Here is an 18,905-nt window from a genome sequence, read left to right on the forward strand (position 1 = left end):
TATCAGTTGGCCGCGCCGAGTTGGCGCGTGACCTGGACGAACTGTTCGAGCTTGGCGACCGCCGCGCCCGAGGCGATGGCGGCGCGCGCCTGCTCCAGGCCCGCGCCGATCGAGTCGGCCACGCCGGCGGCATAGAGCGCGGTGCCGGCGTTGAGCGCGACGATGTCGTGCGCCGGACCGGGTTCGCCGCGCAGGGCTTCGAGCACGCGCGCCTTGGATTCTTCGGCGTTGGCCACCTTCAGGTTGCGGCTCGAGACCATTTGCAGGCCGAAGTCTTCCGGGTGGATTTCGTATTCGCGGATCTCGCCGTTGACCAGTTCACCGACGATGGTGCCGGCGCCCAGCGAGACTTCGTCCATATTGTCGCGGCCCCAGACCACGACCGCATGTTGAGCCCCAAGGCGCTGCAGCACGCGCACCTGGATGCCGACCAGGTCGGGGTGGAACACGCCCATCAGGATGTTCGGCGCGCCGGCCGGATTGGTCAGCGGGCCCAGGATATTGAAGATGCTGCGCACGCCCAGCTCGCGCCGCACCGGCGCCACGTGCTTCATCGCCGCGTGGTGGTTCGGTGCGAACATGAAGCCAATGCCGGTCTGCGCGATCGATTGCGCGATCTGCTCGGGCGTCAGGTCGATGTGGGCACCGAAGGCTTCGATCAGGTCGGCGCTGCCGGACGACGACGAGACGCTGCGGCCGCCGTGCTTGGCCACGCGCGCGCCAGCGGCGGCGGCAACGAACATCGCCGCGCTCGAGATATTGAAGGTGTTGGCGCCGTCGCCACCGGTGCCGACAATGTCGAGCAGGCCGGTGGTGTCGGCCATCGGCACCTTGGTCGAGAACTCGCGCATCACTTGCGCGGCGGCGGTGATTTCGCCGATGGTTTCTTTTTTCACGCGCAGGCCGACGGTCAGCGCCGCGACCATGGTCGGCGACACGTCGCCCGACATGATCTGGCGGAACAGCGACAGCATCTCGTCGTGGAAGATTTCGCGGTGTTCGATACAGCGCAGCAGCGCTTCTTGTGGGGTGATCGCCATGATGGGGTCCAGTATGGTGTCAGTATTCGCTCGTACGTCGTTCCCGCGCAGGCGGGAACCCAAGTTTGTTGCGTGTCCGGGGTGCTGATGACGGACAGGCTGCGGTGCTGACTTGGATTCCCGCCTTCGCGGGAATGACGTGCATCAGCGCGTCAGGAAGTTCTTCAGCAGCGCGTGGCCGTGCTCGGACAGGATCGACTCGGGGTGGAACTGCACGCCCTCGATGTCGAACGTCTTGTGGCGCACGCCCATGATCTCGCCGTCGTCAGTCCATGCCGTCACTTCGAGGCAGGCCGGTAGTGACGCGCGCTCGATCGCCAGCGAGTGGTAGCGGATCACGGTGTAGGGGCTCGGCAGGTCCTGGAACACGCCTTCGCCGATGTGCGCGATGGTCGACGTCTTGCCGTGCATGACCTGCTTGGCGCGAATGACCTTGCCGCCGAACGCTTCGCCGATGGCCTGGTGGCCGAGGCACACGCCCAGGATCGGCAGCTTGCCGCCGAATTCGCGCAGCACGTCGAGCGAGATGCCGGCATCCTTCGGCGCCTTCGGGCCCGGCGAGATGCAGATGCGGTCGGGCTTCATGGCCGCGATCTCTTCGAGCGTGATCTCGTCGTTGCGCACGGTGCGCACGTCTTCACCCAGTTCGCCGAAGTACTGCACGATGTTGTAGGTGAACGAGTCGTAGTTGTCGATCATGAGCAGCATGTCAGAACTCTCCATCCAGGCCATCTTGCACTTGCTCGGCCGCGCGCAGTACGGCGCGCGCCTTGTGTTCGGTCTCTTGCCATTCCATCTCGGGGATCGAATCGGCAACGATGCCGGCGGCGGCCTGCACGTACAGGTTGCCGTCCTTGATCACACCGGTGCGGATCGCGATCGCCACGTCCATCTCGCCGCCAAAGCTCAGGTAGCCGCAGGCGCCGCCGTAGATGCCGCGCTTCACGGGCTCCAGCTCATCGATCACTTCCATCGCCCGCACCTTCGGCGCGCCGGTCAGGGTGCCGGCCGGGAAGGTCGCGCGCAGCACGTCGAGGTTCGACATGCCGTCTTTCAGCTTGCCCTCAACGTTCGAGACAATGTGCTGCACGTGCGAGTATTTTTCGATGACCATGCGGTCGGTGACCTTGACGCTGCCGGTATCGGCGATGCGGCCGATGTCGTTGCGCGCCAGGTCGATCAGCATCACGTGTTCGGCCACTTCCTTCGGATCGGCCAGCAGTTCGGCCGCCAGTGCGGCGTCGCGTTCCGGCGTGGCGCCGCGCCCGCGCGTGCCGGCGATCGGGCGCAGCGTGACCTTGCGGCCGCCTTCGGGCAGCGTCTCGTTGCGCACCAAAATCTCGGGCGACGAGCCGACGATCTGCATGTCGCCGAAGTTGTAGTAGTACATATACGGCGACGGGTTCAGCGAGCGCAGCGAGCGATACAGCGACAGCGGCGAATCGACATACGGCTTGCGGATGCGCTGGCCGATCTGCACCTGCATCAGGTCACCGGCCATCACGTATTCGTGGGCTTTGGCGACGGCCTTCAGGTAATCCTCTTTGCTGAAGTCGCGCACCGATTCGGTCCGCACCGAGGCCGACGTGACCGGCGCATCGACACTCCGGCGCAGCATCATGCGCAGATCTTTCAGGCGCTGGCGGCCGCGCGAATACGCTTCCGGCTGGCCCGGGTCGGCATACACGATCAGGTACAGCTTGCCCGACAGGTTGTCGATCACCGCCAGTTCTTCGGTCACCATCAGCTGGATGTCGGGCAGGCCCAGTTCATCGCGCGGGGTGCTCGCGGCCAGCTTGTGCTCGATGTGGCGCACCGTGTCGTAGCCAAAGTAGCCGGCCAGGCCACCGCAGAAGCGCGGCAGGCCAGGGCGCAGCGCGACCTTGAAGCGGGCCTGGAATTGCTCGATGAAGTCGAGCGGATTGCCTTCGTGCGACTCGATGACTTCGCCGTTTTTCACGATCTCGGTCAGGTTGCCGGTCGTGCGCAGCAGCGTGTGGGCCGGCAGGCCGATGAACGAGTAGCGGCCAAAGCGTTCGCCGCCCACCACCGATTCGAGCAGGAAGGTGTTCTTGCCGGTGTTCTGCGATTGCGCCAGCTTGAGGTACAGCGTGAGCGGGGTTTCGAGGTCGGCAAAGGCTTCCGCGATCAGAGGGATGCGGTTGTAGCCCTGGTTTGCCAGGGACTTGAATTCGAGTTCGGTCATGTTTTCTCCAGACCGCCACAGGGGAAGAGGGCGGTGGTGTGCTTCAAAAAACCCGCCGGTGGCGCGCAGTCGCACGCACACCCGGCAGCAATCGGTACGGCTTAGTCAGCCCAGGATTGCCAGCGTCGCCAGACCCAGGCCTCAGGGGCGCCGGTTTGGTTGACAGTGAGTTTTTTGGTGAAAAACATGGTGAGAGAAGTTAGTTGGTTAAGCTGGCCGTTGCATTGTGCGCGCCGATGCGGCGTGCTGCATCCAGCAGCGAATCCACTATACCATCGGATTGAATTTCTTGTACAGGACGGCCGTGGTTGTAGCCGTACGGGACCGTGAGCACGAAACAGCCGGCAGCGCGGGCGCTTTCGGCATCGTTCGACGAGTCGCCAATCGCCACCACCTGCGCTGGCGGGATGTCCAGCGCGGCGCAGGCGCCCAGCATCGGCATGGCGTCCGGCTTCTTTTTGGCGAACGAGTCGCCGCCAAACACGTGCTCGAAATACGGCGCGAGACCTTTCTGGGCCAGCAGCGGCAGTGCGAACGCAAGCGGCTTGTTGGTCACGCAGACCAGGCGCAGGCCCAGCGCCTGCATTGCCGCCAGGCCATCGAGCACGCCGTCATACAGCGTGCTGCGGTCGCCATTGATGGCCAGGTAATGCCGCTGGTAGCCGGCCATCGCGTCGGCGTACGCCGCATCGACCCGCGCGGCATCCCAGTCGAGCAGCAGCGCGTCGCGCACCAGTTTTTCGGAGCCCTTGCCGACCAGCGGCTTGATGATGGCCTGGCTGATGGGCGCCAGGCCGAGGTCATGGCGCATGCCGTTCAGCGCCGCCTCGAAGTCGGGCACTGTGTCGAGCATGGTGCCATCGAGGTCGATGATGACGGCCCTGATACCTGCAGCGCCGGCCCGCATCAGCGCGCGACCGTGGCCAGTTCGGCGCGCATGGCGTCGATCACGGCTTTGTAGTCTGGCTTGCCGAAGATGGCCGAGCCGGCCACGAACGTGTCGGCGCCGGCAGCGGCGGCCGCAGCGATGTTCTCGGCCTTGATGCCGCCGTCGACTTCGAGCAGGATGTCGCGGCCCGATTCGTCGATCAGGCGGCGCGCGATGGCGATTTTCTTGAGTGCTTCGGGGATGAATGACTGGCCGCCGAAGCCCGGATTGACCGACATGATGAGGATCATGTCGATCTTGTCCATCACGTGCTCGAGGTAGTGCATCGGCGTGCCCGGATTGAAGACCAGGCCGGCCTTGCAACCGTGATCGCGGATCAGCTGCAGCGTGCGGTCGATGTGCTCCGACGCTTCCGGGTGGAAGGTGATGATGTTGGCGCCGGCCTTGGCGAAATCGGGAATGATGCGGTCAACCGGTTTGACCATCAGGTGCACGTCGATCGGCACGTCCACGTGCGGGCGGATCGCCTGGCAGACGAGCGGGCCGATGGTCAGGTTCGGGACGTAATGGTTGTCCATCACGTCGAAGTGGATGATGTCGGCGCCGGCGGCAACGACATTGCGCACTTCTTCGCCGAGGCGGGCGAAATCGGCGGACAGGATGCTGGGAGCGATGCGGTAGGTGGTCATGGGGCGACGATGCGTGTTTTGGTGGGAATCCGCTATTCTACGCCGGTCGCGCTGGCGCCTCCAGCACTGGCGATGCCATGGCGCGTCGGCGCTTGGCGGCCACAGGCGGTATGATTGTTATTTGCGCCACATGGCGCGCCGGCCCCTGCGAATGGCGCAGCGGCCGAGTCCACGATCACGCAAGGAACCTCGATGCCCGCCTACGATTTCGCTGTTACCGTCAGAACGCAATACCTGGCGGAGCAGTCCGACCCGGACCGGAGCCAGTTCGTGTTCAGCTACACGATCACGATCAAGAACACCGGCAGCATCCCTGCCCAGCTCATTTCCCGTCACTGGGTCATTCTCGACGCCAATAACCAGATGCAGGAAGTCAAAGGCCTGGGCGTGGTTGGCCACCAGCCGTTGCTGGCGCCGGGCGAGCAGTTCGAGTACACGAGCGGCACGCACCTGGGCACCGCGCAGGGCTCGATGCGCGGCGAATACTTCTGCGTGGCCGAGGATGGCCATCGCTTCGAGGCGACCATCCCCGAATTCGTGCTGTCGCCGCCGCGCTCCCTGCACTGATCCTACGGGGCGGGGGTGTCGTCGCCGTCGTCCCGGTCGCTATCCTTGCGGCCGGCGAACATGGTCCACCAGACGATGAACACGAACAGGAACAGCGCAACGCCGGCTTCCACCATCAAGATCCACATATCGGTCCCCATGGTTCCCATGTATACAATACGCCGCAGTGTACCCGTCCTGATCGCGCTCGTCAGTTTGCTGAGTGCCTGTTCGACCGAACCGAAGCCCACGGCGCCCTCCGCGCCGCCGCCGGTCACGATGCCGCCGCCGGTCGGGCCGGTGGTAGTGCCGCCGCCGGTTCAGCCGCCAGCGCCGACCGCGCCGACAGCACCGCTCACGCCCACCACCTTTGCCGCGTTGCCGGGCTGGCAGCAGGACGACGTGCGGCAGGCCTGGCCGGCCTTCCTGCAATCGTGCAGCGTACTGGCATCGCGCCAGGCGCCGTGGAAGGCGCCGTGCGCGGCGGCCGGCGCGGTGGATGCGAAGGACGTCGCAGCCGTGCGCCGCTTCTTCGAGACCTATTTCGTGCCGAACCAGGTGCGCAACCCCGATGGCGCCGAGACCGGGCTCATCACCGGCTATTACGAAGCGATGCTGTACGGTTCGCGCAAGCGGGGCGGGGCGTTCCAGACGCCGCTGTACCGGGTGCCGGACGACCTGGTCACGGTCGACCTGGGCAGTATCTATCCGGATCTGCAGAACCGGCGCCTGCGTGGGCGGCTATCCGGCAAGACCGTGATCCCGTACCAGAGCCGCGCCGACATCGACCGCGCGCCATTGAGTGGCAAGGAGTTGCTGTGGGTGAGTAATCCGGTGGATGCGTTCTTCCTCGAGGTGCAGGGGTCGGGCCGGGTCAAGCTCGATACCGGCGAAACGGTGCGCGTGGGCTATGCCGACCAGAACGGTCATCCCTACAAAGCCATTGGGCGCTGGTTCGTGGAGCAGGGGCTCATGACGCCGGACCAGGTATCGGCCCAGTCGATCCGGGCCTGGATTGCGGCGAATCCGTCGCGGCGCCAGGAACTGTTGAATGTGAACCCGAGCTATATCTTCTTCACGGAGACCAAGGTGGCCGACCCGGGCGTCGGGCCGCGCGGCGCGCTCAATGTGCCGCTGACGCCGGGCCGCTCGATTGCGATCGACCGCACCATCCTGCCGCTGGGCGCGCCCGTATGGCTGTCCACGACGCTGCCGAAGGATGGCGCACCATTGCAGCGGCTGGTGATGGGGCAGGATGTGGGCGGTGCGATTCGCGGGGCGGTGCGGGCCGATTTCTTCTTCGGCTTCGGGCCGGAAGCGACGGAAAATGCCGGACTCATGAAGCAGAGCGGGACAATGTGGGTGTTGTTGCCGAAGTGAACCTTCGTTGCATTAATGAGGGAATCGGGCTACCCTGACTTTTGATTCAATTTCCACGTTGCAATTTTATGCTGTATTAATGCGCGGCGACGTGGTGGTGCTTTCATTTTTGACAGGTTCTATTCATGCGTCTGCATTCCCTTCTTGCCATTACCCTTGCCGCTGCCATCGCCGCACCCAGCCAGGCCGCCGCGCCTGGTCCTTCCGATACCGTATTGTCAGTGGGCAGCATCGTGCTGCTGGTGCCGTTCAGTGTGGTTTATCTGAGCGCGAAAACAGTATCAGAAGGCTCGCAGGCTGCAATTGATGTCTCCAGGCGCTGGAGTGTCGCGGCGGTCCGGCCCGAGGGCAACAAGACTGCGCTTGAACTGCACAGCGACGACCAGCAGTTGAAAATCGATATGGCAATCCAGACCCGGATCGCGCAGAACGAGGCAATCAAGGCCGGCGATCGCATTGATATCGAAGCGGTCGGCAAGGCTGGTTATGCCGTCAAGAAAGGCAAGGCGACAATTGCCCTGCTGGCCGAACCAGGCACCGGCATGGCCCACTCGCGCCCGCGCAGCTAGGATGCTCCGCGCCGTTGCTGCGGTCGCACTGGCGTTGGCGGTGCCCACGGCCTTTGCCGGCACCCCCTGCGAGGAGCAGGTCGCTTCTCCAGAGCTATTGGTTCGAAGCATGCAGATGGCCGATCTCACGCGCACGGCGCTGGAAGGCATCGGCGACGATGTCGTACTGATCGCGCGCGTGGGGCAGGATCTGTCGGCCTACCGGCTGACCTATTCGCACGCGGCATTTGCCGTACGCACACATCCCGCCGGCGCCTGGTCGGTGGTGCACAAGCTCAATGCATGCGGCACGGCGACGTCGGCACTGTACGACGAAGGGCTGATCAATTTCTTCTCTGACGCGCCGGTGCGTTACCAGGCCGGCATCTGGCGCCTGGCGCCTGGCGTGCAAGCCCGGCTCAAGAACGCGCTGCTTGGCACGAAGGCGCGCGATTACCACGAGCCCCAGTACAGCCTGGCTGCCTATCCGTTCAGCACGCGCTATCAGAATTCAAATGGCTGGGTGCTGGAAATGCTGGCGTACGCCATCGCGCCCGAGGGCGCGGCGACGACACGCGCCACGGCGCAGACGTGGCTGGTGTCGAACGGCTACCAGCCAACCGAGCTGGCGCTGGGCACGATGACGCGGCTGGGCGCGCGGATCTCGAAGGCGAATATTGCGTTTGACGACCATCCGTCCAGCTTGCGCTGGAAGGGCAGGATCCAGACCGTGTCGGTGGAGTCGATCGTGACCTGGCTACGGACCTTGCCCAATGGTTGCCAGGCCATGGGCTGCCCGGAATTGCCGGTTTTGCTGCCGCCGGCAGGGCTGTGATGGGCGGCGTCGCATGCATGTCGGCCGATCAGGGCTCTCTACTTGACGTACACGGAAAGCGCTACAATCGCGACGATACTATCCAACCAGATGAGGGTGCCCCATGGAATATGCTGACCTGTTGATCGAGAACCACGGCAAGGTCGCCGTGGTACGGCTGAACCGTCCGAAGGCGATGAATGCGCTTAACGACAATATGATGAACGAGCTGGGCCATGCGCTGCGCGCGTTCGACCACGATCCGGCCATCAACGTCATCGTGTTGACGGGTAGCGAGAAGGCCTTCGCCGCCGGCGCCGACATCGCCGCCATGGCGCAGTACGATTACCAGGAAACCTACGGCAATAACTATATTGGCCGTAACTGGGAACACATCCTCGACATCCGCAAGCCGGTCATTGGCGTGGTCTCGGGCTATTGCCTGGGTGGCGGTTGTGAGCTGGCGATGATGTGCGACTTTTTGATCGCCGCCGACAGCGCAAAGTTCGGGCAGCCCGAGATCAAGGTCGGCGTCACGCCAGGCGCCGGTGGCACCCAGCGTTTGCCGCGCGCAATTTCCAAGTCAAAGGCGATGGACATGCTGCTCACCACGCGCATGATCGACGCCGCCGAGGCAGAGCGGACCGGGCTGGTCTCGCGCGTGTACCCGGCGGCCGAGGTGATGGACGAGGCGATCAAGATCGCCCAGGGCATTGCCGAGATGCCCGTATCGGTTGCCATGCAGATCAAGGATTGCGTCAACCAAGCCTATGAAATGACGCTGAGCCAGGGCGTGGCCTATGAACGCCGCTACTTCCATGCCGGTTTCGGCACCCCTGCGCAAAAAGAAGGCATGTCGGCATTCCTTGAAAAACGCAAACCTGACTTCGAAGGACATTGAACCATGAAGAAGCGCGCCAAATTATGGCTGCTCTTGCCAACGGCGCTGCTTGCAGGCGCTTTGACGCTATCAAGTTGCTCAACGCTGCCACCGCTTGAGGGGCGCGTTGCCAGTACCGCCTTGACCGATACGGACAATACCCGGCTTGGCCAGGCGCTGTTGCCACTGACCACGGCGCATCCCGGCCTGGTCGGCATTCACAGCCTGCCCGATGGGCGCGACGCGTTCGCTGCGCGGGCCGTGCTGGCGCAGGCGGCCGATCGCAGCCTGGACGTTCAATACTATATCTGGCGCAACGACACGACCGGCATGCTGATGTTCAACGCCTTGCGCAAGGCGGCGGACCGTGGCGTGCGGGTGCGCCTGCTGCTGGACGACAACAACACGGGTGGCCTTGACGCGATCTTGGCCCAGCTCGACGCCCATCCACAGATCGAAGTGCGGCTGTTCAATCCGAATGGTATTCGCTCGATGCGTCCGCTCGGCATGGTCGCCGATTTCTGGCGCATGAACCGGCGCATGCACAATAAATCGTTCACCGCCGATAACAAGGCCACGATCATCGGCGGCCGGAATGTGGGCGACGAGTATTTCGGCGCAGCGGGCGATATTTCGTTTGCCGACCTCGACGTGATCGCTACCGGTCCGGTGGTGAAAGAAGTTTCGGCGGATTTCGACCTGTATTGGAATTGTCCGTCGGCGTATCCGCTGGCACTGATGGTGAAGGATGCGAAGGCGCCGCCACCAGCCACGGTCGATGCCGAAACCAAAGAATATCTGGATGCGATCGGACAATCGGCATTCCTGAACAAAGTCATGAGCGGGACGCTGCCGCTGGAATGGGCGCATGCGCGCTTCCTGAGCGACGATCCGGCCAAGGTGCTGAACCAGTCGTCGCCGGATGAGAATATTGCAGCCAGACTCGCGGTCTTGTTTGGCCAGCCGGAACGCAATCTGGATCTGGTTTCGCCGTACTTCGTGCCGGGCAAGGATGGGGCGGCCGCAATGGTTGAGATGGCCAAGAAGGGCGCAAAAATCCGGGTACTCACGAATTCGCTCGAGGCGACTGACGTTTCTGCTGTCCATGCGGGCTATGCCAAGTGGCGCAAGCCGCTGCTGGAGGCCGGCGTGGCGCTGTATGAACTGCGCCGTGCGTCGACCGACGAACCATCGCGCAAGAAGAAGCGCAGCGGTCCCGGCTTTGGCAGCTCGGATGCGAGCCTGCATGCCAAGACGTTTGGGGTGGACGGCAACCGCATCTTCATCGGCTCGTTCAACTTCGACCAGCGGTCGATTCACCTGAATACCGAAATGGGGATGGTGATCGACAGCGTCGAGCTGGCCCACCGCCTGAGTACGACGCTGGACGAGACCTTGCCAATGCGCGCGTATGAAGTGCTGCTGGATGAGAAGGGGAATGTCTACTGGCTGGAGGGCCGCGACGGCAAGATCGTCCGGCACGACGTCGAGCCTGGAACGACGTGGTGGAAGCGGGCTGTCGTACATGGTCTGGGCTGGTTGCCGATCGACTGGCTCTTGTAGGACAAAATCTTTTCCTTGTAGTCCCTTGCGGACTGCGCGGCAGGTTTGGTATAGTTCGCCTCCGCTTCGGCACTGACCGAAAACGTTAACGTAATCAAGTGGTTACGAGAACAGGTCTCTAGAGAAATCTGAGACGAAGCGAAAAGAAGGGGTTGACGAGATTGTAGGATTGCAGCATAATCTCTCTTCTCTGCTGCAGCGAACAAAACGATTCGCACCATGCGGCAAGGCAGTACCAGATAAAGTTCTTTAAAAATTAACAGTCGATAAGTGTGGGCGTTTGATGAAGGTGCCAAAGACTTCGGTCTTTGATTACTTAAATTATCAAATGTTCACAAAAAAGAAATACGTTGCTTCAGCAATGAAGTAACGGTCAGTATTTTGAGTGAGCGACCCCTGCCGCAAGGTAGGGTGGCAGAAATGCCAACAAACAGAGATTGAACTGAAGAGTTTGATCCTGGCTCAGATTGAACGCTGGCGGCATGCTTTACACATGCAAGTCGAACGGCAGCGCGGGGCAACCTGGCGGCGAGTGGCGAACGGGTGAGTAATATATCGGAACGTACCCAAGAGTGGGGGATAACGTAGCGAAAGTTACGCTAATACCGCATACGATCTAAGGATGAAAGCAGGGGATCTTCGGACCTTGTGCTCCTGGAGCGGCCGATATCTGATTAGCTAGTTGGTGAGGTAAAGGCTCACCAAGGCCACGATCAGTAGCTGGTCTGAGAGGACGACCAGCCACACTGGAACTGAGACACGGTCCAGACTCCTACGGGAGGCAGCAGTGGGGAATTTTGGACAATGGGCGAAAGCCTGATCCAGCAATGCCGCGTGAGTGAAGAAGGCCTTCGGGTTGTAAAGCTCTTTTGTCAGGGAAGAAACGGTGAGGGCTAATATCCCTCGCTAATGACGGTACCTGAAGAATAAGCACCGGCTAACTACGTGCCAGCAGCCGCGGTAATACGTAGGGTGCAAGCGTTAATCGGAATTACTGGGCGTAAAGCGTGCGCAGGCGGTTTTGTAAGTCTGACGTGAAATCCCCGGGCTCAACCTGGGAATTGCGTTGGAGACTGCAAGGCTAGAATCTGGCAGAGGGGGGTAGAATTCCACGTGTAGCAGTGAAATGCGTAGAGATGTGGAGGAACACCGATGGCGAAGGCAGCCCCCTGGGTCAAGATTGACGCTCATGCACGAAAGCGTGGGGAGCAAACAGGATTAGATACCCTGGTAGTCCACGCCCTAAACGATGTCTACTAGTTGTCGGGTTTTAATTAACTTGGTAACGCAGCTAACGCGTGAAGTAGACCGCCTGGGGAGTACGGTCGCAAGATTAAAACTCAAAGGAATTGACGGGGACCCGCACAAGCGGTGGATGATGTGGATTAATTCGATGCAACGCGAAAAACCTTACCTACCCTTGACATGTACGGAAGGCCGAAGAGATTTGGTTGTGCTCGAAAGAGAACCGTAACACAGGTGCTGCATGGCTGTCGTCAGCTCGTGTCGTGAGATGTTGGGTTAAGTCCCGCAACGAGCGCAACCCTTGTCATTAGTTGCTACATTTAGTTGAGCACTCTAATGAGACTGCCGGTGACAAACCGGAGGAAGGTGGGGATGACGTCAAGTCCTCATGGCCCTTATGGGTAGGGCTTCACACGTCATACAATGGTACATACAGAGGGCCGCCAACCCGCGAGGGGGAGCTAATCCCAGAAAGTGTATCGTAGTCCGGATCGCAGTCTGCAACTCGACTGCGTGAAGTTGGAATCGCTAGTAATCGCGGATCAGCATGTCGCGGTGAATACGTTCCCGGGTCTTGTACACACCGCCCGTCACACCATGGGAGCGGGTTTTACCAGAAGTAGGTAGCTTAACCGTAAGGAGGGCGCTTACCACGGTAGGATTCGTGACTGGGGTGAAGTCGTAACAAGGTAGCCGTATCGGAAGGTGCGGCTGGATCACCTCCTTTCTAGAGTAGCACCGGTGGCGAAAGCCACATCATCAAGCGTCCACGCTTATCGACTGTTGAACAAGTAAAGAACAGTTTTATCGGGGCTGTAGCTCAGCTGGTTAGAGCACCGTGTTGATAACGCGGGGGTCGTTGGTTCGAGTCCAACCAGCCCTACCAATCAGCACTAGCATCACCTAATGGGGGATTAGCTCAGCTGGGAGAGCACCTGCTTTGCAAGCAGGGGGTCGTCGGTTCGATCCCGTCATCCTCCACCAAAAAGTTCAAACGTAAGACTCCGGTTTTAGGTTTGATCTTTTCGAGATCACTGTTTTTTCGTTCTTTAACAATCTGGAAGAAGTAAAGTTTTTAAGTATGTAGCGCAAATCGGAAACGAGATGTGATGCATGCTTGGGTAGTAGTATTTGTATCATTGCAACACAGCTGTACTCTTGTACCTGTGACGATCTCTGTTGTCAGCAGAGGCCAACGTTATAGGGACAAGCGAATAAGTGCACATGGTGGATGCCTTGGCGATTACAGGCGATGAAGGACGTAGTAGCTTGCGATAAGCTGCGGGGAGCTAGCAAACGAGCTTTGATCCGCAGATTTCCGAATGGGGAAACCCGGCCTTTATAGGTCATTGCATACTGAATACATAGGTATGCAAAGCGAACGCGGCGAACTGAAACATCTAAGTAGCTGCAGGAAAAGAAATCAACCGAGATTCCCAAAGTAGTGGCGAGCGAAATGGGATGAGCCTGTATGTAATAGTCGATCGGATAGTGGAAGCTTCTGGAAATAAGCGCCATAGAGGGTGATAGCCCCTTACACGAAATTCGAACGGTGGTACTAAGCATACGACAAGTAGGGCGGGACACGAGAAATCCTGTCTGAACATGGGGGGACCATCCTCCAAGGCTAAATACTCGTAATCGACCGATAGTGAACCAGTACCGTGAGGGAAAGGCGAAAAGAACCCCGGGAGGGGAGTGAAATAGATCCTGAAACCGTGTGCATACAAACAGTAGGAGCGGACTTGTTCCGTGACTGCGTACCTTTTGTATAATGGGTCAGCGACTTACATTCAGTGGCGAGGTTAACCGTATAGGGGAGCCGTAGAGAAATCGAGTCCGAATAGGGCGACAGTCGCTGGGTGTAGACCCGAAACCAAGTGATCTACCCATGGCCAGGATGAAGGTGCGGTAACACGCCCTGGAGGTCCGAACCCACTAATGTTGAAAAATTAGGGGATGAGCTGTGGGTAGGGGTGAAAGGCTAAACAAACTTGGAAATAGCTGGTTCTCTCCGAAAACTATTTAGGTAGTGCCTCAAGTATCACCATCGGGGGTAGAGCACTGTTATGGCTAGGGGGTCATTGCGACTTACCAAACCATTGCAAACTCCGAATACCGATGAGTGCGAGCTTGGGAGACAGACATCGGGTGCTAACGTCCGGTGTCAAGAGGGAAACAACCCAGACCGCCAGCTAAGGTCCCAAAGATTGGCTAAGTGGAAAACGAAGTGGGAAGGCTAAAACAGTCAGGATGTTGGCTTAGAAGCAGCCATCATTTAAAGAAAGCGTAATAGCTCACTGATCGAGTCGTCCTGCGCGGAAGATGTAACGGGGCTAAGCCAGTCACCGAAGCTGCGGATATGTTTTAGGACATATGGTAGGAGAGCGTTCTGTAAGCCTGCGAAGGTGTCTTGTAAAGGATGCTGGAGGTATCAGAAGTGCGAATGCTGACATGAGTAGCGATAATGGGGGTGAAAAGCCTCCACGCCGTAAGCCCAAGGTTTCCTGTTCAACGTTCATCGGAGCAGGGTGAGTCGGCCCCTAAGGCGAGGCAGAGATGCGTAGCTGATGGGAAGCAGGTTAATATTCCTGCACCGTCGTATGATGCGATGGGGGGACGGATCGCGGAAGGTTGTCTGGCTGTTGGAATAGCCAGTTTTTGACTCATAGAAGGTGCTTAGGCAAATCCGGGCACGTAATTCAAGGGGTCGAGACGAGGAACTTAGGTTCTGAAGCAATCGGAAGTGGTTCCAAGAAAAGCCTCTAAGCTTCAGTCATACGAGACCGTACCGCAAACCGACACAGGTGGGCGAGATGAGTATTCTAAGGCGCTTGAGAGAACTCGGGAGAAGGAACTCGGCAAATTGGTACCGTAACTTCGGGATAAGGTACGCCCTAGTAATTTGACCACTTTACTGTGGAAGGATGAACGGGTTGCAATAAAATGGTGGCTGCGACTGTTTAATAAAAACACAGCACTCTGCAAACACGAAAGTGGACGTATAGGGTGTGACGCCTGCCCGGTGCTGGAAGATTAAATGATGGGGTGCAAGCTCTTGATTGAAGTCCCAGTAAACGGCGGCCGTAACTATAACGGTCCTAAGGTAGCGAAATTCCTTGTCGGGTAAGTTCCGACCTGCACGAATGGCGTAACGATGGCCACACTGTCTCCTCCCGAGACTCAGCGAAGTTGAAATGTTTGTGATGATGCAATCTACCCGCGGCTAGACGGAAAGACCCCATGAACCTTTACTGTAGCTTTGCATTGGACTTTGAATCAATCTGTGTAGGATAGGTGGGAGGCTTTGAAGCAGACACGCTAGTGTTTGTGGAGCCAACCTTGAAATACCACCCTGGTTCATTTGAGGTTCTAACCTTGGTCCGTTATCCGGATCGGGGACAGTGCATGGTAGGCAGTTTGACTGGGGCGGTCTCCTCCTAAAGTGTAACGGAGGAGTTCGAAGGTACGCTAATTACGGTCGGACATCGTGATGATAGTGCAATGGCATAAGCGTGCTTAACTGCGAGACCGACAAGTCGAGCAGGTACGAAAGTAGGACATAGTGATCCGGTGGTTCTGTATGGAAGGGCCATCGCTCAACGGATAAAAGGTACTCTGGGGATAACAGGCTGATTCCTCCCAAGAGTTCATATCGACGGGGGAGTTTGGCACCTCGATGTCGGCTCATCACATCCTGGGGCTGTAGCCGGTCCCAAGGGTATGGCTGTTCGCCATTTAAAGTGGTACGTGAGCTGGGTTTAAAACGTCGTGAGACAGTTTGGTCCCTATCTGCCGTGGGCGTTGGAAATTTGAAGGGGGCTGCTCCTAGTACGAGAGGACCGGAGTGGACGAACCTCTGGTGTACCGGTTGTCACGCCAGTGGCATTGCCGGGTAGCTAAGTTCGGAAGAGATAACCGCTGAAAGCATCTAAGCGGGAAACTTGCCTTGAGATGAGATTTCCCAGAGCCTTGAGCTCTTTAAAGGGTCGTTCGAGACCAGGACGTTGATAGGCTGGGTGTGGAAGTGCAGTAATGCATTAAGCTAACCAGTACTAATTGCCCGTACGGCTTGTCCCTATAACCTTGGTAGTCCAGGGTTGCAAGAGTTCAGCTGTTGTTGATACAAATACGACCCCAATAAAAACTACTTCTTCCAGATTCAGAGTACCTACTTGCGTAGGGTGGACGGGTTTCCCGTCCACGCGTTCAACAACGATACTCGTACAAGTTATGCCTGATGACCATAGCAAGTCGGTCCCACCCCTTCCCATCCCGAACAGGACCGTGAAACGACTTTGCGCCGATGATAGTGCTGCAACCAGTGTGAAAGTAGGTTATCGTCAGGCTAGTTATATAGAAAAGCCCCACTCAGTGACCTGAGTGGGGCTTTTCGCTTTGGGCGATCGGTCTCCATGACCACTCATCATGACCCGCACGATGCTCCACCGTTCGGAACAGATCATTACATCAGGGCCGCCAAGCTTTCCCACTATTGCCTTCGCCCTATCGACCTAGCCGCATCTCGCTCGCGTGTCGAAAAACATCAACATAAAGAGCTTAACGGATAGAAAACTTTGCTTTCCGTATAGAATCAATCGTGCGCTATTAAATCTTCTCTATAATTATTCCTCACCGTGCAACATCCGTTAGTTGATGGGTTGCATACCAACCGGCAAACCGCACCTTTCGCTCTAAGTCGTTATCATATGAACATATTTTCCTCACTCAGTACCCGTGCAAAACTCGGCGTTGGATTCGGCCTGGTCGGTATCCTCATCATCGTGCTCGCCTTTTTTGCCTGGCGTGAGTTAGGGAATGTTGGTAAGGAACTGGCGACTCAGAACGCGGTCCGCACGACCAAGCTCGAGCGCCTGTATGCGCTGCGTGAATCTCTCGCGCAAACTGGACTCGCTGCACGCAATGCCTATATCGTTCCCGACACGACCAAAGCACAGAGTGAACTGGCCCTGCTGGACGAACACAAAGCGAATTTCCTCAAGGAGCTGCAGGCTCTGGCACCCCTGTTTGAAGGAAATGCTGACTTTGCGACGATGCGCGCCGGCCTGCTGCGTATGGCAGAGGAACTCAATCGTCCGAGACGCTACCGCGATGCCGGACAGATGACTGAATATGGTGCATTCCTGGTCAATGAGTGCAGCCCGCTGCGCCGGCAAAACGTGCTCGATATCGATCGCGTGATCAAGGCCGTACAAAAGCAGGTTGAAGCCGGCACGCTGACCGCCGAACAATCGATCACGTCCGCGCAAACGACGATCATCGCCGTTGCGCTCGCTGCAGTGATGATCAGTATTCTGGTTGGCGGCGCCATCACCGCGCACCTGCTGCGCCAGTTGGGCGGCGAACCGTTGGAGGTCAATCGCATTGCATCGGCGATCGCTTCAGGTGATCTCACGGTCAAGGTGACTGTGCGCTCCAAAGATCGGGCAAGCGTCATGTACGCGATTAGCGAAATGCAATCCAGTCTGCAGCGCATCGTTTCGCAGGTACGCAGTGGAACCGACATGATTGCGAATGCCTCCAGCGAAATCACCGCCGGCAATAGCGACCTTTCAATGCGGACTGCTCAACAAGCCACCTCGCTAGGTCGAACGGCAACGTCGATGAAAAAGTTGACGGCAGTGGTGGAACAAAATACTGCACATGCCCGTCATGCCAATACGCTTGCGGCATCAGCAAGCCAGGTTGCCAGCAAGGGTGGCAATGTTGTCACTGCAGTGGTCAGCACGATGCAAGAGATTAATGCATCTGCGCACAAAATCTCGGACATCATCAGCGTGATTGATGGCATCGCATTTCAAACCAATATCCTCGCACTCAACGCCGCGGTAGAGGCAGCGCGCGCAGGTGAGCAGGGCCGTGGTTTCGCCGTGGTCGCTAGCGAAGTGCGAAGCCTGGCACATCGTTCAGCCAGCGCGGCCAAGGAGATTGCCGCACTGATTGGCGAATCGGTCGCAAAGGTGGATGCGGGTTCGAAGCTGGTCGAGCAAGCCGGTACGACGATGACTGACATCGTGACGAGCGTGCGCCGTGTCAGCGGCATTATCGAAGAGATCACTGCCGCCAGCGAAGCGCAACACGCCGGTATCCAGGAGGTCAACATCGCTGTTGATCAGATGGATGAAGCAACCCAGCAAAATGCTGTGCTGGTCGAGCAGTCCGCTGCGTCGGCGGCAGCGCTCAAGGAGCAAGCGGGGAGTTTGTCGCGAACGGTTCGGGTGTTTCGTATCAATGCCGAGACCAAGCCGCTGCGAATCGCAGCGTGAGTGAGACCAGCGACCGCGTTGGCTTAGCCGCCGTTGTCGTTCAGACTATTGCGCAGTTCGACCAGCTGACCACGTAATGCCTCTGCTTCATCGGCCGAACACTTCGTCGCACGAAATACTGACGCCATCACATTGGCGGCTTTCTGTTTCAATGCCTTGCCATCGTCAGTCAGGCTGATGATCACTTGCCGCTCATCACTACGCGCACGGTTGCGCTGCACCAGGCCCTGGGCCTCCATGCGCTTGAGCAATGGGGTCAACGTCGCGGAATCCAGAAACAGATGGACGCCGATATCTGACACCGTCAATTGGTCCTGTTCCCACAACACCATCATGACGAGATATTGAGGGTAGGTCAGGCCCAGTTGCGGAAGCACGCTACGATACACCCGCATCATTGCCAACGAAGTCGAATACAGCGCGAAGCACAGCTGTTCGTCGAGGCGAGGCGTGGTGCTAGAGGGAAGAGAAGGGGTCGTCATGGATCCAATATAGGTCGCACGCTAGATAATTGCAAGCAATGCTACCCAAGGGGGCTAGCGCGCTCATGCTTTGGCAGTCCCTGGGGATTTATGGAGCAAGCCCATGTCATCTGTCGCGTCTTGCTGTTTTTGAATCAGAATACGCGTTTTGAAGAATATTCTTGAAGAGGTCTTGTGCAATCCACCCGCGGTTTGTTATAGTTCGCCTCCGCTTCGGCACTGACCGAAAAAGTTAACGTAATCAAGTGGTTACGGGAGCAAGGTCTACAGAGAAATCTGAGACGAAGCGAAAAGAAAGAGTTGACGAGATTTCGGAAACACAGCATAATCTCTCTT

Annotated in this window: 14 protein-coding genes, 2 tRNA genes and 3 rRNA genes; 12 read left to right on the plus strand and 7 right to left on the minus strand. The window is 58.6% G+C overall.

Going from position 1 to position 18,905, the window contains the following annotated elements:
- Positions 1–2 precede the first annotated feature (2 nt).
- From trpD to rpe, 5 genes are all read right to left on the minus strand, one after another.
- Complete coding sequence (gene trpD / locus ACZ0AJ_RS22885; RefSeq protein WP_183553784.1) at positions 3–1,040, minus strand: anthranilate phosphoribosyltransferase; 1,038 nt, start codon at positions 1,038–1,040, stop codon at positions 3–5.
- Between the two features lie 144 nt (positions 1,041–1,184).
- Positions 1,185–1,748 (minus strand): anthranilate synthase component II, encoded by a 564-nt coding sequence (locus ACZ0AJ_RS22890; RefSeq protein WP_183553782.1) that lies wholly within the window; start codon positions 1,746–1,748, stop codon positions 1,185–1,187.
- Position 1,749: 1 nt separating this feature from the next.
- On the minus strand, positions 1,750–3,246 hold the full coding sequence (gene trpE / locus ACZ0AJ_RS22895; protein WP_499456684.1) for an anthranilate synthase component I: 1,497 nt from the start codon (positions 3,244–3,246) through the stop codon (positions 1,750–1,752).
- A gap of 199 nt (positions 3,247–3,445) precedes the next feature.
- On the minus strand, positions 3,446–4,153 hold the full coding sequence (gph, locus tag ACZ0AJ_RS22900) for a phosphoglycolate phosphatase (protein ID WP_499456686.1): 708 nt from the start codon (positions 4,151–4,153) through the stop codon (positions 3,446–3,448).
- Complete coding sequence (gene rpe / locus ACZ0AJ_RS22905; protein WP_183553776.1) at positions 4,153–4,824, minus strand: ribulose-phosphate 3-epimerase; 672 nt, start codon at positions 4,822–4,824, stop codon at positions 4,153–4,155. Before rpe ends, gph begins: the two co-directional genes overlap by 1 nt.
- A 192-nt stretch (positions 4,825–5,016) precedes the next feature.
- On the opposite strand from rpe, the gene apaG reads away from it, so the two are divergent.
- Positions 5,017–5,391, plus strand: coding sequence for a Co2+/Mg2+ efflux facilitator ApaG/CorD (gene apaG, locus ACZ0AJ_RS22910; RefSeq protein ID WP_183553774.1), 375 nt, complete (start codon positions 5,017–5,019; stop codon positions 5,389–5,391).
- Between the two features lie 2 nt (positions 5,392–5,393).
- Here the strand turns inward: apaG and ACZ0AJ_RS22915 are convergent, their stop codons facing one another.
- Positions 5,394–5,519: a hypothetical protein gene (locus ACZ0AJ_RS22915; protein ID WP_258837389.1), complete on the minus strand. Its 126-nt coding sequence runs from the start codon at positions 5,517–5,519 to the stop codon at positions 5,394–5,396.
- Between the two features lie 19 nt (positions 5,520–5,538).
- Between ACZ0AJ_RS22915 and mltA the strand changes: the two genes are divergently transcribed.
- The 11 genes from mltA (at position 5,539) to ACZ0AJ_RS22970 (ending at position 18,087) form a co-directional block, all read left to right on the plus strand.
- Positions 5,539–6,750 carry a murein transglycosylase A gene (gene mltA / locus ACZ0AJ_RS22920; protein WP_499456688.1) on the plus strand — a complete coding sequence of 404 codons (1,212 nt, stop codon included), beginning with the start codon at positions 5,539–5,541 and terminating at the stop codon, positions 6,748–6,750.
- Between the two features lie 125 nt (positions 6,751–6,875).
- Positions 6,876–7,319 carry a hypothetical protein gene (locus ACZ0AJ_RS22925; protein WP_499456689.1) on the plus strand — a complete coding sequence of 148 codons (444 nt, stop codon included), beginning with the start codon at positions 6,876–6,878 and terminating at the stop codon, positions 7,317–7,319.
- Between the two features lie 115 nt (positions 7,320–7,434).
- Complete coding sequence (locus ACZ0AJ_RS22930) at positions 7,435–8,133, plus strand: DUF2145 domain-containing protein (protein ID WP_499456691.1); 699 nt, start codon at positions 7,435–7,437, stop codon at positions 8,131–8,133.
- Between the two features lie 103 nt (positions 8,134–8,236).
- Positions 8,237–9,013, plus strand: a complete 777-nt coding sequence (locus tag ACZ0AJ_RS22935; protein WP_499456692.1) for an enoyl-CoA hydratase — start codon at positions 8,237–8,239, stop codon at positions 9,011–9,013.
- A gap of 3 nt (positions 9,014–9,016) precedes the next feature.
- Positions 9,017–10,555, plus strand: a complete 1,539-nt coding sequence (locus ACZ0AJ_RS22940) for a phospholipase D family protein (RefSeq protein ID WP_499456693.1) — start codon at positions 9,017–9,019, stop codon at positions 10,553–10,555.
- Between the two features lie 439 nt (positions 10,556–10,994).
- Positions 10,995–12,527, plus strand: a 16S ribosomal RNA gene (locus ACZ0AJ_RS22945).
- A gap of 82 nt (positions 12,528–12,609) precedes the next feature.
- Positions 12,610–12,686, plus strand: a tRNA-Ile gene (locus tag ACZ0AJ_RS22950).
- A 22-nt stretch (positions 12,687–12,708) separates the two neighbouring features.
- A tRNA-Ala gene (locus ACZ0AJ_RS22955) sits at positions 12,709–12,784 on the plus strand.
- Positions 12,785–13,004: 220 nt separating this feature from the next.
- Positions 13,005–15,880: ribosomal RNA gene (locus ACZ0AJ_RS22960) — 23S ribosomal RNA — on the plus strand.
- A 156-nt stretch (positions 15,881–16,036) separates the two neighbouring features.
- A 5S ribosomal RNA gene (rrf, locus tag ACZ0AJ_RS22965) occupies positions 16,037–16,149 on the plus strand.
- The 16S, 23S and 5S rRNA genes sit together here with 2 tRNA genes alongside, the layout of an rRNA operon.
- Positions 16,150–16,509: 360 nt before the next feature.
- Positions 16,510–18,087: a methyl-accepting chemotaxis protein gene (locus ACZ0AJ_RS22970; RefSeq protein ID WP_499456695.1), complete on the plus strand. Its 1,578-nt coding sequence runs from the start codon at positions 16,510–16,512 to the stop codon at positions 18,085–18,087.
- A 23-nt stretch (positions 18,088–18,110) separates the two neighbouring features.
- Here the strand turns inward: ACZ0AJ_RS22970 and ACZ0AJ_RS22975 are convergent, their stop codons facing one another.
- Positions 18,111–18,569, minus strand: a complete 459-nt coding sequence (locus tag ACZ0AJ_RS22975; RefSeq protein ID WP_499456696.1) for a MarR family winged helix-turn-helix transcriptional regulator — start codon at positions 18,567–18,569, stop codon at positions 18,111–18,113.
- Between the last annotated feature and the right edge of the window lie 336 nt (positions 18,570–18,905).

It is taken from the genome of Telluria sp. AC161 (assembly GCF_979258535.1).

What these genes read in the sequence shown, in the direction of transcription:
- trpD (WP_183553784.1), bottom strand. Translation starts at nt 1,040, where the DNA reads ATGGCGATCACCCCACAAGAAGCGCTGCTGCGCTGTATCGAACACCGC.
- ACZ0AJ_RS22890 (WP_183553782.1), bottom strand. Translation starts at nt 1,748, where the DNA reads ATGCTGCTCATGATCGACAACTACGACTCGTTCACCTACAACATCGTG.
- trpE (WP_499456684.1), bottom strand. Translation starts at nt 3,246, where the DNA reads ATGACCGAACTCGAATTCAAGTCCCTGGCAAACCAGGGCTACAACCGC.
- gph (WP_499456686.1), bottom strand. Translation starts at nt 4,153, where the DNA reads ATGCGGGCCGGCGCTGCAGGTATCAGGGCCGTCATCATCGACCTCGAT.
- rpe (WP_183553776.1), bottom strand. Translation starts at nt 4,824, where the DNA reads ATGACCACCTACCGCATCGCTCCCAGCATCCTGTCCGCCGATTTCGCC.
- apaG (WP_183553774.1), top strand. Translation starts at nt 5,017, where the DNA reads ATGCCCGCCTACGATTTCGCTGTTACCGTCAGAACGCAATACCTGGCG.
- ACZ0AJ_RS22915 (WP_258837389.1), bottom strand. Translation starts at nt 5,519, where the DNA reads ATGTGGATCTTGATGGTGGAAGCCGGCGTTGCGCTGTTCCTGTTCGTG.
- mltA (WP_499456688.1), top strand. Translation starts at nt 5,539, where the DNA reads ATGTATACAATACGCCGCAGTGTACCCGTCCTGATCGCGCTCGTCAGT.
- ACZ0AJ_RS22925 (WP_499456689.1), top strand. Translation starts at nt 6,876, where the DNA reads ATGCGTCTGCATTCCCTTCTTGCCATTACCCTTGCCGCTGCCATCGCC.
- ACZ0AJ_RS22930 (WP_499456691.1), top strand. Translation starts at nt 7,435, where the DNA reads ATGGCCGATCTCACGCGCACGGCGCTGGAAGGCATCGGCGACGATGTC.
- ACZ0AJ_RS22935 (WP_499456692.1), top strand. Translation starts at nt 8,237, where the DNA reads ATGGAATATGCTGACCTGTTGATCGAGAACCACGGCAAGGTCGCCGTG.
- ACZ0AJ_RS22940 (WP_499456693.1), top strand. Translation starts at nt 9,017, where the DNA reads ATGAAGAAGCGCGCCAAATTATGGCTGCTCTTGCCAACGGCGCTGCTT.
- ACZ0AJ_RS22970 (WP_499456695.1), top strand. Translation starts at nt 16,510, where the DNA reads ATGAACATATTTTCCTCACTCAGTACCCGTGCAAAACTCGGCGTTGGA.
- ACZ0AJ_RS22975 (WP_499456696.1), bottom strand. Translation starts at nt 18,569, where the DNA reads ATGACGACCCCTTCTCTTCCCTCTAGCACCACGCCTCGCCTCGACGAA.